16 protein-coding genes are annotated in these 13,414 nt (G+C 56.4%); 13 read left to right on the top strand and 3 right to left on the bottom strand.

The window, feature by feature from the left end:
* Genes KDX30_RS01910 through KDX30_RS01880 form a run of 7 tightly spaced genes read left to right on the top strand, consistent with a single transcriptional unit; the run spans position 1 to position 7,018 of the window.
* Positions 1 to 963 carry a sugar ABC transporter substrate-binding protein gene (locus tag KDX30_RS01910; RefSeq protein ID WP_027898676.1) on the top strand — a complete coding sequence of 321 codons (963 nt, stop codon included), beginning with the start codon at positions 1 to 3 and terminating at the stop codon, positions 961 to 963.
* A gap of 55 nt (positions 964 to 1,018) precedes the next feature.
* Positions 1,019 to 2,569, top strand: coding sequence for a sugar ABC transporter ATP-binding protein (locus tag KDX30_RS01905; protein ID WP_231674809.1), 1,551 nt, complete (start codon positions 1,019 to 1,021; stop codon positions 2,567 to 2,569).
* Positions 2,569 to 3,564 (top strand): ABC transporter permease, encoded by a 996-nt coding sequence (locus KDX30_RS01900; RefSeq protein WP_027898678.1) that lies wholly within the window; start codon positions 2,569 to 2,571, stop codon positions 3,562 to 3,564. The genes KDX30_RS01905 and KDX30_RS01900 overlap by 1 nt, the downstream gene beginning before the upstream one ends.
* 1 nt (position 3,565) lies before the next feature.
* Positions 3,566 to 4,570, top strand: a complete 1,005-nt coding sequence (locus KDX30_RS01895; protein WP_099268695.1) for a LacI family DNA-binding transcriptional regulator — start codon at positions 3,566 to 3,568, stop codon at positions 4,568 to 4,570.
* Positions 4,571 to 4,604: 34 nt separating this feature from the next.
* On the top strand, positions 4,605 to 5,552 hold the full coding sequence (gene rbsK / locus KDX30_RS01890; protein ID WP_231674808.1) for a ribokinase: 948 nt from the start codon (positions 4,605 to 4,607) through the stop codon (positions 5,550 to 5,552).
* Positions 5,549 to 5,953, top strand: coding sequence for a D-ribose pyranase (rbsD, locus tag KDX30_RS01885; protein ID WP_027898681.1), 405 nt, complete (start codon positions 5,549 to 5,551; stop codon positions 5,951 to 5,953). Before rbsK ends, rbsD begins: the two co-directional genes overlap by 4 nt.
* A 39-nt stretch (positions 5,954 to 5,992) precedes the next feature.
* Positions 5,993 to 7,018: a nucleoside hydrolase gene (locus KDX30_RS01880; protein WP_231674807.1), complete on the top strand. Its 1,026-nt coding sequence runs from the start codon at positions 5,993 to 5,995 to the stop codon at positions 7,016 to 7,018.
* Positions 7,019 to 7,047: 29 nt separating this feature from the next.
* Here KDX30_RS01880 and KDX30_RS01875 read toward each other — a convergent pair whose 3' ends face one another.
* Complete coding sequence (locus KDX30_RS01875; protein WP_027898683.1) at positions 7,048 to 7,242, bottom strand: hypothetical protein; 195 nt, start codon at positions 7,240 to 7,242, stop codon at positions 7,048 to 7,050.
* 311 nt (positions 7,243 to 7,553) lie between these two features.
* Here KDX30_RS01875 and KDX30_RS01870 point away from each other — a divergent pair, with 311 nt between their 5' ends.
* Positions 7,554 to 7,868 (top strand): I78 family peptidase inhibitor, encoded by a 315-nt coding sequence (locus tag KDX30_RS01870; RefSeq protein ID WP_027898684.1) that lies wholly within the window; start codon positions 7,554 to 7,556, stop codon positions 7,866 to 7,868.
* Between the two features lie 65 nt (positions 7,869 to 7,933).
* Here KDX30_RS01870 and KDX30_RS01865 read toward each other — a convergent pair whose 3' ends face one another.
* Both KDX30_RS01865 and KDX30_RS01860 read right to left on the bottom strand, forming a co-directional pair.
* Complete coding sequence (locus KDX30_RS01865; protein ID WP_007905882.1) at positions 7,934 to 8,146, bottom strand: cold-shock protein; 213 nt, start codon at positions 8,144 to 8,146, stop codon at positions 7,934 to 7,936.
* Between the two features lie 295 nt (positions 8,147 to 8,441).
* Positions 8,442 to 8,747 carry a hypothetical protein gene (locus KDX30_RS01860; RefSeq protein WP_027898685.1) on the bottom strand — a complete coding sequence of 102 codons (306 nt, stop codon included), beginning with the start codon at positions 8,745 to 8,747 and terminating at the stop codon, positions 8,442 to 8,444.
* 365 nt (positions 8,748 to 9,112) lie between these two features.
* Here KDX30_RS01860 and thrS point away from each other — a divergent pair, with 365 nt between their 5' ends.
* The 5 genes from thrS (at position 9,113) to pheS (ending at position 13,349) form a co-directional block, all read left to right on the top strand.
* A complete protein-coding gene (gene thrS, locus KDX30_RS01855) occupies positions 9,113 to 11,035 on the top strand; it encodes a threonine--tRNA ligase (protein ID WP_027898686.1) in 1,923 nt (640 codons plus the stop codon).
* Positions 11,035 to 11,586 carry a translation initiation factor IF-3 gene (gene infC, locus KDX30_RS01850; RefSeq protein ID WP_176469887.1) on the top strand — a complete coding sequence of 184 codons (552 nt, stop codon included), beginning with the start codon at positions 11,035 to 11,037 and terminating at the stop codon, positions 11,584 to 11,586. Before thrS ends, infC begins: the two co-directional genes overlap by 1 nt.
* A gap of 60 nt (positions 11,587 to 11,646) precedes the next feature.
* Positions 11,647 to 11,841: a 50S ribosomal protein L35 gene (gene rpmI, locus KDX30_RS01845; RefSeq protein WP_002553160.1), complete on the top strand. Its 195-nt coding sequence runs from the start codon at positions 11,647 to 11,649 to the stop codon at positions 11,839 to 11,841.
* Positions 11,842 to 11,869: 28 nt separating this feature from the next.
* Positions 11,870 to 12,226: a 50S ribosomal protein L20 gene (rplT, locus tag KDX30_RS01840; RefSeq protein WP_007905879.1), complete on the top strand. Its 357-nt coding sequence runs from the start codon at positions 11,870 to 11,872 to the stop codon at positions 12,224 to 12,226.
* 106 nt (positions 12,227 to 12,332) lie between these two features.
* Positions 12,333 to 13,349 (top strand): phenylalanine--tRNA ligase subunit alpha, encoded by a 1,017-nt coding sequence (gene pheS / locus KDX30_RS01835; RefSeq protein WP_027898688.1) that lies wholly within the window; start codon positions 12,333 to 12,335, stop codon positions 13,347 to 13,349.
* Positions 13,350 to 13,414: the final 65 nt, after the last annotated feature.

The following is a 13,414-nucleotide window of genomic DNA, read 5'->3' as shown; positions in this document are numbered from 1 at the left end:
ATGAAGCTGCCATTTGCTGGACGCGTTCTTGCCGTCGCTATGCTCGCTGCTGTTGCCGCAACAACCTCCCTCCCTGCTTTATCCGCTGACTCCGCGGAAAAGCCCAAAGTCGCGCTGGTGATGAAATCCCTTGCCAACGAGTTCTTCCGCACCATGGAAGACGGTGCCAAGGCTTACCAGAAAGAAAACGCTGACAAGTTTGATCTGATCTCCAACGGCATCAAGGACGAATCAGACACCTCCAGCCAGATCCGCATTGTCGAGCAGATGATCGTTTCCAAGGTCAACGCACTGGTCATCGCCCCTGCAGACTCCAAGGCGTTGGTGCCGGTCATCAAGAAGGCGATGGACGCCGGGATCACGGTCGTGAACATCGACAATCAACTGGACCCTGAGGTGCTGAAAAGCAAAGGCATCAGTGTGCCTTTTGTGGGACCCGATAATCGTAAAGGTGCCAGGCTGGTGGGTGAGTACCTGGCTCGCGACCTGAATCCGGGTGATGAAGTAGGCATTATCGAAGGCGTTTCCACGACCACCAACGCTCAGCAGCGCACAGCTGGGTTCAAGGATGCCATGGAAGCCAAACAGATGAAGATTGTCTCGGTTCAGTCTGGTAACTGGGAAATCGACAAAGGCAACGCCGTTGCTTCGCAAATGCTCAATGCCCACCCGAACCTGAAAGCGCTGCTGGCCGGTAACGACAGCATGGCGCTGGGCGCTGTTTCTGCCGTGCGAGCGGCAGGCAAAAAGGATCAGGTCAAAGTAGTGGGCTACGACAACATCAAGGCTATCCAGCCCATGATCAAAGACGGTCGAGTGCTGGCGACGGCTGATCAGTTCGCCGCCAGGCAAGCCATGTTCGGTATCGACGCGGCCTTGAAAATTCTCAAGGGCGAAAAAGTCGAGACAGTGAATGGGGTCATCGAAACGCCGGTCACGCTGGTCACTCAATCCAAACTGTAACTCCTTCGTCGAATGACTGCATCTGCCCGTCCTGGGCAGGTGCACGGAGAGATTTATGTCCGTTTCAGCTCAAACTGCTGTGCTTTCTGTCAGCGGTATAGGCAAAACCTACGCGCAACCCGTACTTGGCGATATCGACCTGACGTTGATGCGCGGCGAAGTGCTGGCCCTCACGGGGGAAAATGGCGCAGGAAAAAGTACTCTTTCGAAAATAATCGGCGGTCTGGAAGCGCCCACCACCGGGCAGATGCAGTTCCAGGGCGAAAGCTATCAGCCGACCAGTCGAACCCAGGCAGAAAAGCTGGGGGTGCGTATGGTGATGCAGGAACTCAACCTGCTGCCCACGCTGTCCGTTGCTGAAAACCTGTTTCTCGACAACCTGCCGCGACGTGCCGGCTGGATCAACCGCAAGCGTCTGCGTGAAGATGCGACGCAGGCCATGGCTCAAGTAGGGCTGGATGCAATCGACCCGGATACATTGGTCGGTGAACTGGGCATCGGTCATCAGCAGATGGTGGAGATCGCCCGCAATCTCATCGGTGACTGTCGCGTGCTGATTCTTGATGAGCCGACCGCCATGTTGACGGCTCGGGAAGTCGAGATGTTGTTCGAGCAGATCACCCGCCTGCAGGCACGCGGCGTGTCGATCATTTACATCTCTCACCGCCTTGAGGAATTGCAGCGTGTCGCGCAACGTATCGCTGTGCTGCGCGATGGCAAGCTGGTGTGCGTCGACGCTATCGCCAATTACAGCAGCGAGCAGTTGGTGACGTTGATGGTCGGTCGCGAACTGGGTGACAAGATCGATCTGGGGGCGCGCCAGATTGGGGAAGTCGCACTGAGCATCAAAGGCCTGAGTCGGGGTGACAAGGTTCGGGATGTCTCGTTTCAGGTTCGCAAAGGCGAAATCTTCGGTATCTCCGGATTGATCGGTGCGGGTCGTACCGAGCTTATGCGCCTGATCTACGGTGCCGATCTGGCCGACAGCGGCACCATCGAGTTGGGTAGTCCACTGCGCAGTGCTTCGATTCGTTCACCTGCCGACGCCGTTCGCCAGGGTATCGCGTTGATCACTGAAGACCGCAAGGGCGAGGGGCTTTTGCTGACCCAGTCCATCAGCGCCAATATCGCCCTGGGCAACATGGATGCAGTCTCGGCTGGCGGACTGGTCAAGGCTCAAGATGAGACGAGCCTGGCGCAACGGCAGATCGATGCCATGCACATCCGCAGTTCCGGTCCGGCGCAGTTGGTTTCCGAGCTTTCCGGTGGCAATCAGCAGAAGGTGGTGATTGGTCGATGGCTGGAGCGTGACTGTCCGATCATGCTGTTCGATGAACCAACCCGGGGCATCGATGTTGGTGCCAAATTCGATATCTACGGGTTGTTTGGTGAGCTGACCCGTCAGGGCAGGGCGCTGGTCGTGGTCTCCAGTGATTTGCGCGAGCTGATGCTGATCTGTGATCGCATCGGCGTGCTGTCTGCCGGACGCCTGATCGACACCTTCGAGCGCGACAGCTGGACCCAGGACGAACTGCTCGCTGCCGCATTTGCCGGCTATCAAAAACGCGACGCGCTGCTCAGTGAAGCCGCGCCGAGGACTGCTTGATGAAAACCTCCACCCCTTCACCGGCTTTGCCTTCACCCGCCAAACGTAGCGGCACCTATTTCGGCCTGGGGACTTATCTGGGCCTGGCGGGCGCTCTGCTGGCGATGATCGTGCTGTTCTCGCTGCTCAGTGACCACTTCCTTTCGTACAACACCTTCAGCACCATCGCCAACCAGATCCCTGACTTGATGGTGTTGGCAGTCGGCATGACCTTTGTGCTGATTATCGGCGGCATTGACCTGTCGGTGGGTTCGGTGCTGGCACTGGCGGCTTCAGCCGTCAGTGTGGCCATTCTTGGCTGGGGCTGGAGCATTATCCCGGCTGCATTGTTTGGCATGGCATGCGCCGCACTCGCCGGGACGATTACCGGATCCATCACTGTTGCCTGGCGGATTCCATCATTCATCGTGTCGCTGGGCGTGCTGGAAATGGCCCGGGGTGTCGCGTACCAGATGACCGACTCGCGCACGGCCTACATTGGCGACTCGTACGCCTGGTTATCGGACCCTTTTGCCTTCGGCATCTCGCCTTCTTTTGTGATTGCCTTGCTGGTCATTATTGTCGCTCAGGCGTTGCTTACCCGTACCGTATTCGGGCGCTACCTGATTGGCATTGGCACCAATGAAGAGGCCGTGCGGCTGGCGGGCATCAATCCCAAGCCTTACAAGATTCTGGTGTTCTCGTTGATGGGCCTGCTGGCGGGCGTGGCTGCGCTGTTCCAGATATCCCGCCTGGAGGCGGCTGACCCCAACGCGGGCTCGGGCCTGGAACTGCAAGTCATTGCCGCAGTGGTCATTGGCGGTACCAGCCTGATGGGCGGACGCGGTTCGATCATCAGTACCTTCTTCGGTGTCCTGATCATCTCCGTGCTGGCAGCCGGGCTGGCGCAAATTGGTGCCACGGAGCCGACCAAGCGGATTATTACCGGCGCCGTGATTGTCATCGCAGTAGTGCTCGACACCTATCGCAGCCATCGCGCCAAGCGCCAGGTCTGATATGGCAACGATCAAAGATGTAGCGGCATTGGCCGGTATTTCCTACACCACGGTTTCTCATGTCCTGAACAAATCCAGGCCCGTGAGCGATGAGGTCAGGATCAAGGTCGAAGCAGCCATCAAGCAACTGGATTATGTGCCCAGTGCAGTAGCGCGTTCTCTTAAAGCCAAAACCACGTCGACTATCGGGCTGCTGATCCCCAATGGCGTGAACCCCTATTTTGCCGAGTTGGCACGAGGCATCGAAGACTACTGCGAGCGCAACGGTTTCTGCGTGATTCTGTGTAATTGCGATGACAATGCGGATAAACAGCGGGGCTATCTGCGCGTGCTGTTGGAGAAGCGCGTCGATGGGCTGATCGTGTCCTCGGTGGGCGGCGATCCTGGTCTGGATGGTGGCCTCGCCGGTGTACGCACGCCGATGGTAGTGGTCGACAGGGAGCTGGAGGGTATTGATGCCGACCTGGTGCGTATAGATCATGAACTGGGCGGTTATCTGGCAACCCATCATCTGCTGGGGTTGGGGCATCGACACATCGCCTGCATTCATGGACCGGCGCAAACCAGTGTGGCGCGACTAAGGCTGCGTGGTTACGAGCGAGCCATGGCAGAAGCAGGCATCAAGGTTGAGGCGCATTGGGTGATCGAAAGCGATTACACCAGTCCGGGAGGCTATCAGGCGGCTGTCAGCCTGCTGGAGGACAACCCGCCAACTGCCATTTTTGCGGGTAATGACATGATCGGGATTGGCGTGTTGCGCGCTGCGGCCGAGCGTAATTTACGCGTGCCAAAAGACTTGTCAGTGGTGGGGTTCGATGACATCGAAATGAGCCGCTATGTCTATCCTGCGCTGACGACCGTGGGTCAGTCGATTGTAGAACTGGGCGAGAGTGCCGCGCAGATGCTGTTGCGGCGCATCACCGGGCCCTTCGACGGCGTGACCGAGCAGCGTGTCGTGTCCCCAAGCATTGTGTTGCGTGAATCTACGGCGCCGCCAGCCACATAATGACGTTGAGTAAAAACTACCTCGAGTAAGAACGATGAACGTGAAAAACAATGCAGAGATGTCGCACGCCCAGGTAGTGGTGGTCGGCAGTTTGAATATGGATCTGGTTACGCGAGCGCAACGCCTGCCGGGTCCGGGGGAAACCTTGAGTGGGGATTCGTTTGCCACGGTATCCGGCGGTAAAGGCGCCAATCAGGCGGTCGCAGCGGCGCGGCTGGGTGCGCGGGTGGCAATGATTGGTTGCGTAGGGGATGACGCCTATGGTGAGCAACTGCATGCCGCTTTACTGGCCGAGCAGATCGATTGTCAGGGGCTCACTACCGTGGTGGGTGTGTCCACCGGAATCGCTTCGATTGTGGTCGATGCCAATGGCCAGAACGCGATCATTATTGTTGCCGGGGGCAATGGCCAGCTGACGCCGGATATCACTGACCGTTTTGATGCGCTGCTCGGTGCTGCACAGGTGGTCATTTGTCAGCTTGAGGTGCCGTTGCCCACCGTTGCTCATGTGTTGCGTCGAGCGCGTGAACTGGGCAAGACGGTCATTCTCAACCCTGCGCCGGCATCTGCTGCGTTGCCCGATCAGTGGTATTCGTTGATTGATTATCTGATCCCCAATGAAACCGAGGCAGCGATTCTGAGCGGTATTGCGGTGGACTCGCTGTCGTCTGCAGAGCGCGCAGCGCGGTCCCTTCTGGACGCGGGCGCAGGCAAGGTGATCATTACCCTGGGAGAGCAGGGCGCGTTATTGGCATCGGGGCAGGGCATGGAGCAGTTTCCTGCGCCGCGCGTGACTGCTGTCGACAGCACGGCTGCGGGTGATACATTTGTCGGCGGTTTCGCCGCGGCGCTGGCTGAAGGTCGCACTGAAGCCGAGGCGATTCGTTTCGCGCAAAAGGCTGCGGCGTTGTCGGTAACCCGAGCGGGTGCGCAACCTTCCATCCCTGATCGTGCTGAAGTACTAAGGTTTGACCCTACATGAAAAAAACACCCTTGCTGAATATCGCTCTTTCCCGCGTCATCGCGTCCCTGGGGCACGGCGATATCGTGATGATTGTTGACGCTGGCATGCCGATTCCGGCAGGCGTGGAGTTGATTGATCTGGCGTTGACCCGTGGGATGGTCGACTTCGCCAGTGCACTGGATACCGTACTGAGTGAAATGCAGGTCGAAAGCCATGTGCTGGCCGAAGAAATCATGTTCAAGAAGCCTCCCGCCCTGAGCGTTATCGAAGGGCTGAATCTGGATGGAGATCTGGGTGAGCAGCGGCTGCTCAGTCATGAGGCGCTCAAGGCCCTGAGCAAAAGTGCCAAAGCCATCGTGCGTACCGGTGAGTGCGAGCCATACAGCAACATTGCGCTGGTCGCCGGTGTGGTTTTCTGATTGTCCGTAAAGTCATTTAATCTGAACAGGGAGTTCGCTATGCAAGCATTGCCAATCATCAAACAGTTATTCCGGAGCGTGCTGCTTTTGTCCATTCTCAGTGCAAGCGTGGCCCAGGCCGCAGGAAAACGCGACTTGATCATCGATACCGATCCGGGGGCCGATGACGTGGTGGCGTTGCTGCTTGCACTGGCATCCCCCGAGGAGTTGAACGTTCTGGGGATCACGACCGTGGCGGGCAATGTGCGTCTGGACAAAACCTCTCGCAATGCACGACTGGCCCGCGAGTGGGCGGGGCGCGAAGAAGTGCCGGTATACGCCGGTGCGTCGAAGCCTTTGGTGCGTACGCCGATCTATGCGGAGAATGTCCACGGTCAGGAAGGTTTGCCCGGGGTGCCCGTGCATGAACCCAAGCAGGGGCTTGCCCAGGGTAATGCGGTGCAGTACCTGATTGACACCTTGCGCAAGGCCAAACCGCACAGCATCACCATCGCCATGCTGGGGCCGCAAACCAACCTGGCTCTGGCACTGGTACAGGATCCGGAAATCACTCAGGGCATCAAGGAAGTCGTCGTGATGGGCGGAGCGCACTTCAATGGCGGGAATATCACGCCGGTTGCCGAGTTCAACCTGTTCGCCGACCCTCATGCTGCTCAAGTGGTTCTGGCCAGCGGCGTCAAACTGACCTACCTGCCGCTGGACGTCACTCACAAAATACTCACCAGCGAGCAGCGTCTTGCGCAGATCGCCGCATTGAATAATCAGGCGGGCAAACTGGTCGGCAGTATTCTCAATGAGTACGTGAAGCTGGACATGACTCACTATGGTCTGCCCGGCGGGCCGGTGCATGACGCCAGTGTCATCGCCTGGTTGCTCAAGCCTGAGTTGTTCAGCGGCAGGCAGATCAACGTGGCTGTCGATAGCCGTGAAGGCATAGGTTTTGGGCAGACCGTTGCCGACTGGTACGACACGCTCGGCCTGGACAAGAACGTCTTCTGGGTCGAAAGTGGCGACGCGCAGGGCTTCTTCGATCTGCTGACCAGTCGCCTGTCACGCCTTAAATAAAGCCTCTCTGAGAAACCGGCAGGCGCTTGTTACGCCTTGCCGGTCTCGTTCGGGTAACGAGCAAGTACTTGCGTGATGAATGCCAGCGCGCCCTCTGTGCCCAACTCCTTTACCAGCAAGTCCACAGCAATGATCGCCAGCTCTTCCGGGTTGCCAGGGCTGTGTGATGAATGTCCCTGGTGCCATTTCGCCTTGATGTCTGCATCGATGGATACGACTGCCATTGCTGCCTCGTCTCGTCGTCTGAAAGGGAGATCCTTTACAGAGTGCGGCCTGGGCGGCCGAACGCCAGTTCCAGTAAAGCATTTCAGCCGCTGTTTGACACTGCAACCTACGGCGGTAATTCAGTGACGAGTCAGAACCCGGTGCATACGTACTCATGTTTTGTGACGATTTGCTGAGACGTGGCGCTTCAAGCTCGGGCAGACTGCGCAGCGGTCTGTACTGATGGCCTGGAACTGGCCATGTGTTGCAACGAATGGGTTGCGGCGCTGTCGCAAGGATTCAGCTTATGTTTATCGGTCAAGGAGTCTGTATGCCGTGGAAAATCTCTTCAGTCGGGTTTGCTGTTGCGTTGTCGTTGCTGGCAGGGTGCAGCAGTACGTCTGAGTCAACAGCTCAAGAACCGAATGCTCCGGTTGCCAGTGGGCGCTGCGACGCCGCAGGTGCTCAGTTCGCCGTAGGTCAGCAAGCATCAGCTGCGTTGCTCGCCCAGGCCCGAGCCAAAGCAGGGGCGCAAGATGCCCGGTTCATTGGTGCCAACGATATGGTCACCCTGGAATACCGCTCCAATCGCGTCAATCTCAACACCGATGCCAATGGCAAGGTCGTGCGGGTCAACTGCGGCTGAGCCGAGCCTTTCCTGTACCCATAAAAAAACCCCGTCAGTGACGGGGTTTTTTTAGATCGCCTGGATTACTCCGCGCGAACCTGAGCAGCTTGCATGCCCTTTTGGCCTTTCTCAGCCACGAACGAAACGGTCTGGCCTTCTTTCAGGCTTTTGAAACCGTCGCTTTCGATAGCTTTGAAGTGTACGAACAGGTCGTCACCGCCACCCTGTGGGGTGATAAAGCCGAAGCCTTTTTCGTCGTTGAACCATTTTACGGTGCCGGTTTGGCGATTAGACATGGTGAATCTCCAAGAACATAATTTTTTCAGTGTACGTGTTGCTCAGGCCAACTGGGCACACCGGCCTATCATAGTCGAAATGTGGGAATGTAGAACTTTTTCAGTAAGAACTTTGAGCATTAACCGTAGGTAAACCCGGAATAACTTCTCTAAGTCACCCTGTTTCTGGCGCTCAAAGTCACATTGAGTCGTAAGTAGACGGGGCTGAAAGGCGCGTATTTCAAGGCCTTCAGAGTTCGCTATCAGTCATCCTGAAAACATGCCCCGCCTTACTTCGTGAAGTCATGTAGATGAATTATTTTTTTGGCTGAGTGCAGTTTTTGGCGACCAGATCACTCATTTTTTTAGTTTGTTCAGGGGTTGGTGGCGGATTGGCATTACTCATTTTTTCAATTTCCGCGCTGCTGAAGTTTTTGCTCACTTGCTCAGCGCCACACTCGCAATGGGATTTCGCAGAGGCTGCATCAAGCTTTTGTCCCGCAGTGGCCACGCAATCCTGGATGAACTTGGCTTTGGTTGGAGCGCTCATCGCTGCTTGAGCGCTGAGTGGCATTGCCAGGGCGATTGGGGCGAGCAGGGCGAGTAAACGTATAAGCTTCATGGCGTTTTCCTTTATAGGGTTCAACGTATTTGCTGCAGGTTGCACAGCTATCTGACGATGAGTGTGGACGCCAGTTCAGTTTGAAAATTACGAGGCGAACGCGGATGCTGCAATTGATTGATCCTGCGTGCATGTGAATGGGTTGAGCTGTGATAGGATGCGCGTCCTTTATATCTGTCTGCGTCTGGCTGGTGTTCTTTTCGCCGTCGTTGTGCAGTTTTTATTTCAAACCAGTCATCTGGTTCGGTTCAAGGTTGGCCGCGAGGCTCCTGCCACTGTGAGGCAGGCATACCACCGGATCACGTACTGGCTCATCCCAACCCACGTGACCTTTGGTAGGGGTCACCACTAGGAGAGGAGGCGCCATGCCCACCATTACTCTTCCCGACGGCAGTCAACGCTCATTCGATCATCCGGTTTCCGTAGCCGAGGTCGCGCTTTCCATTGGTGCAGGTCTGGCCAAGGCCACCGTTGCCGGTAAAGTCGACGGTCAGCTGGTCGACGCCAGCGATCTGATCGAGAAAGACGCCACCCTGCAGATCATTACCCCCAAGGATCAGGAAGGGCTGGAGATCATCCGCCACTCGTGCGCCCATCTGGTAGGTCATGCGGTCAAGCAGCTGTATCCAACTGCAAAGATGGTCATCGGGCCAGTCATCGATGACGGCTTTTATTACGATATCGCTTATGAGCGCCCGTTCACGCCTGACGACATGGCGGCGATCGAGCAGCGCATGCAGCAGCTGATCGAAAAAGATTACGACGTCATCAAGAAGGTCACTCCGCGCGCCGAAGTGATCGACGTGTTCACTGCGCGTCACGAAGATTACAAGCTGCGTCTGGTTGAAGACATGCCAGAGCAGCAGACCATGGGTCTGTACTACCACGAAGAATACGTCGACATGTGCCGCGGCCCGCACGTGCCGAACACTCGCTTCCTCAAGTCCTTCAAGCTGACCAAGCTGTCCGGTGCTTACTGGCGCGGCGATGCCAAAAACGAGCAGCTGCAACGGGTCTATGGCACCGCTTGGGCCGACAAGAAGCAACTGGCTGCTTATATCCAGCGCATCGAAGAGGCTGAAAAGCGCGATCACCGTAAAATCGGCAAGCGTCTTGGCTTGTTCCACACCCAGGAAGAAGCGCCGGGCATGGTGTTCTGGCATCCCCAGGGCTGGACTCTGTATCAGGTGCTTGAGCAGTACATGCGCAAAGTGCAGCGCGAGAATGGTTATCTGGAGATCAAGACGCCGCAGGTGGTTGATCGCTCCCTGTGGGAGAAGTCAGGTCACTGGGCGAACTACGCCGATAACATGTTCACCACCGAGTCCGAGAGCCGCGACTACGCAATCAAGCCGATGAACTGCCCATGCCACGTGCAGGTGTTCAATCAGGGCCTGAAAAGCTACCGTGAGCTGCCGATGCGTCTGGCCGAGTTTGGTGCTTGCCACCGTAACGAGCCGTCCGGTGCGTTGCACGGGATCATGCGCGTTCGTGGTTTCACTCAGGATGACGCGCACATCTTCTGTACTGAAGATCAGATGCAGGCGGAATCCGCGGCGTTCATCAAGCTGACCCTGGATGTCTATGCCGACTTCGGCTTCAAGGACATCGAGCTGAAGCTGTCGACTCGTCCTGAAAAGCGTGTGGGTTCCGATGAGCTGTGGGATCGCGCTGAAAGCGCGCTGGCATCGGCGCTCGATAGCGCGGGTCTGCCTTATGATCTGCAGCCGGGCGAGGGCGCGTTCTACGGTCCGAAGATCGAGTTCTCGTTAAAAGACTGCCTCGGTCGTGTCTGGCAGTGTGGTACCCTGCAGCTCGACTTTAACTTGCCGATCCGTTTGAGCGCCGAATATGTCTCCGAAGACAACAGCCGTAAACATCCGGTCATGTTGCACCGGGCGATTCTCGGTTCTTTCGAGCGTTTCATCGGGATTTTGATCGAGCACTACGAAGGTGCATTCCCGGCCTGGCTGGCGCCCACTCAGGCAGTGATCATGAATATCACTGATAAACAGGCAGATTTTGCCCTTGAAGTGGAAAAAACTCTCGCTGAAAGCGGTTTTCGTGCCAAGTCCGACTTGAGAAATGAAAAGATCGGCTTTAAAATCCGTGAGCATACTTTGCTCAAGGTCCCTTATCTCCTCGTGATTGGAGATCGGGAAGTTGAAATGCAAACTGTCGCTGTGCGTACACGCGAAGGTGCAGACCTCGGCTCGATGCCGGTCGCCCAGTTCGCTGAATTCCTCGCACAAGCGGTTTCCCGGCGTGGTCGCCAAGATTCGGAGTAATTACTATTAAGCGTGAAATGAGACAAGATAAACGAGCTGCACCGAAAGCCCCGATCAACGAGAATATCTCGGCACGCGAGGTTCGGTTAATTGGAGCTGAAGGCGAGCAGCTTGGGATTGTGTCAATTGAAGACGCGCTGCTTAAGGCTGAAGAGGCCAAGCTGGATCTGGTGGAAATTTCCGCCGATGCAGTACCCCCTGTCTGTAAGCTGATGGACTACGGCAAATCGATCTTCGAAAAGAAGAAGCAGGTTGCCGCTGCCAAGAAAAATCAGAAACAGATCCAGGTTAAAGAAATCAAGTTTCGTCCAGGGACGGAGGAAGGGGATTACCAGGTAAAACTACGCAACCTGGTACGTTTCCTGAGTGACGGGGACAGGGCCAAGGTATCGTTAAGATTCCGCGGTCGTGAGATGGCCCACCAGGAGCTGGGCATGGAACTGTTGAAGCGGGTTGAAGGTGACCTTCTCGAATACGGTTCCGTTGAGCAGCATCCTAAGATGGAAGGACGCCAGCTGATTATGGTCATCGCCCCGAAAAAGAAGAAATAACCACCAGGGCACGGCAGGCCTTGCGGTTATGTTTATCAACTGAATGCGGAGTATCCGAACATGCCAAAGATGAAGACTAAAAGTGGTGCAGCTAAGCGGTTTTTGAAAACTGCTAACGGCATCAAGCACAAACACGCTTTCAAGAGCCACATTCTGACCAAAATGTCGACCAAGCGTAAGCGTCAACTGCGCGGTAGCAGCTTGCTGCATCCGTCTGACGTGGCAAAAGTCGAGCGCATGCTGCGCCTTCGTTAATTTTGATCAAGAATATAGGAAGTAACTCATGGCTCGTGTAAAGCGTGGCGTCATTGCCCGTAAGCGTCACAAAAAAATTCTGAAACTTGCTAAAGGCTACTACGGCGCGCGTTCACGCGTATTCCGTGTTGCCAAGCAAGCGGTAATCAAGGCAGGCCAATACGCCTACCGTGACCGTCGTCAGAAAAAACGTCAGTTCCGCGCTCTGTGGATCGCTCGTATCAACGCTGGTGCTCGTATCAACGGTCTGTCCTACAGCCGTTTCATCGCCGGCCTGAAAAAAGCGTCCATCGAGATCGACCGTAAGGTTCTGGCTGATCTGGCAGTGAACGAAAAAGCGGCGTTTGCTGCGATTGTCGAGAAAGCTAAAGCCACCTTGGCCTAAGTCCCCGACAATCACCGGGCCTCAGTTTCTGAGGCTCGGTGTTAAACGTCATAAATAGGGGAAGAGCCTAAAAGCTCTTCCCCTATTTCGTATCTGGAGTCTGTACATGGAAAACCTGGACGCGCTGGTCTCGCAAGCTCTTGAGGCTGTGCAGAGCGCTGAAGATATCAATGCCCTGGAGCAAATCCGGGTTCAATACCTTGGCAAGAAAGGTGAGTTGACTCAGGTGATGAAGACCCTGGGGAATTTGCCTGCAGAAGAGCGTCCGCAAGTCGGCGCCCTGATCAACGTAGCCAAGGAGCGTGTCACAGAGGTTCTCAATGCCCGCAAGGCGCAGTTCGAGGAAGCGGATCTTGCCGCTAAACTCGCCGCCGAGTCCATTGACGTGACCCTGCCTGGCCGCGGCCAGACCTCAGGCGGTCTGCACCCCGTTACCCGTACTCTGGAACGCATCGAACAATTCTTCACCCACATTGGCTACGGCATCGCCGAAGGCCCTGAGGTGGAAGACGATTACCACAACTTCGAAGCGCTCAACATCCCAGGCCATCACCCGGCCCGGTCGATGCATGACACCTTCTATTTCAATGCGAACATGCTGTTGCGCACCCATACCTCACCGGTACAGGTCCGCACCATGGAATCGCAGCGTCCGCCGATCCGCATTGTCTGCCCAGGCCGTGTGTACCGCAGCGACTCCGATATTACCCACTCGCCGATGTTCCATCAGGTCGAAGGCCTGCTGGTTGATCGCGACATCAACTTCGCCGACCTCAAAGGCACAATCGAAGAGTTCCTGCGGGTGTTCTTCGAAAAAGAACTGGCCGTGCGTTTCCGCCCGTCTTACTTCCCGTTCACCGAGCCGTCCGCCGAAGTCGACATGGAGTGCGTGATGTGCAGCGGTAAAGGCTGCCGTGTCTGCAAACAGACTGGCTGGCTTGAAGTCATGGGCTGCGGCATGGTTCACCCGAACGTGCTGCGCATGTCCGGCATCGACCCTGAAGAGTTCTCGGGCTTTGCCTTCGGCATGGGCGTGGAGCGTCTGGCCATGCTGCGTTACGGCGTCAACGACTTGCGTCTGTTCTTCGACAACGACTTGCGGTTCCTCGCGCAATTTCGCTGAGGCGCTTCGCGGCAGCCCGCCAATGGCCGCTGTCGTAGAGCACCGGAGTCGCCCGTAACGCATTT

The organism is Pseudomonas quasicaspiana, assembly GCF_021147825.1.
Lineage (GTDB): Bacteria > Pseudomonadota > Gammaproteobacteria > Pseudomonadales > Pseudomonadaceae > Aquipseudomonas > Aquipseudomonas quasicaspiana.
This window is presented reverse-complemented; position numbering and strand designations above follow the sequence as displayed.

Coding starts and splice junctions, on each gene's coding strand:
- KDX30_RS01895 (WP_099268695.1), top strand. CDS start 3,566: ATGGCAACGATCAAAGATGTAGCGGCATTGGCCGGTATTTCCTACACC.
- thrS (WP_027898686.1), top strand. CDS start 9,113: ATGCCCACCATTACTCTTCCCGACGGCAGTCAACGCTCATTCGATCAT.
- rpmI (WP_002553160.1), top strand. CDS start 11,647: ATGCCAAAGATGAAGACTAAAAGTGGTGCAGCTAAGCGGTTTTTGAAA.
- pheS (WP_027898688.1), top strand. CDS start 12,333: ATGGAAAACCTGGACGCGCTGGTCTCGCAAGCTCTTGAGGCTGTGCAG.
- rplT (WP_007905879.1), top strand. CDS start 11,870: ATGGCTCGTGTAAAGCGTGGCGTCATTGCCCGTAAGCGTCACAAAAAA.
- KDX30_RS01880 (WP_231674807.1), top strand. CDS start 5,993: ATGCAAGCATTGCCAATCATCAAACAGTTATTCCGGAGCGTGCTGCTT.
- KDX30_RS01905 (WP_231674809.1), top strand. CDS start 1,019: ATGTCCGTTTCAGCTCAAACTGCTGTGCTTTCTGTCAGCGGTATAGGC.
- KDX30_RS01900 (WP_027898678.1), top strand. CDS start 2,569: ATGAAAACCTCCACCCCTTCACCGGCTTTGCCTTCACCCGCCAAACGT.
- rbsK (WP_231674808.1), top strand. CDS start 4,605: ATGAACGTGAAAAACAATGCAGAGATGTCGCACGCCCAGGTAGTGGTG.
- KDX30_RS01870 (WP_027898684.1), top strand. CDS start 7,554: ATGCCGTGGAAAATCTCTTCAGTCGGGTTTGCTGTTGCGTTGTCGTTG.
- KDX30_RS01860 (WP_027898685.1), bottom strand. CDS start 8,747: ATGAAGCTTATACGTTTACTCGCCCTGCTCGCCCCAATCGCCCTGGCA.
- rbsD (WP_027898681.1), top strand. CDS start 5,549: ATGAAAAAAACACCCTTGCTGAATATCGCTCTTTCCCGCGTCATCGCG.
- KDX30_RS01875 (WP_027898683.1), bottom strand. CDS start 7,242: ATGGCAGTCGTATCCATCGATGCAGACATCAAGGCGAAATGGCACCAG.
- KDX30_RS01910 (WP_027898676.1), top strand. CDS start 1: ATGAAGCTGCCATTTGCTGGACGCGTTCTTGCCGTCGCTATGCTCGCT.
- KDX30_RS01865 (WP_007905882.1), bottom strand. CDS start 8,146: ATGTCTAATCGCCAAACCGGCACCGTAAAATGGTTCAACGACGAAAAA.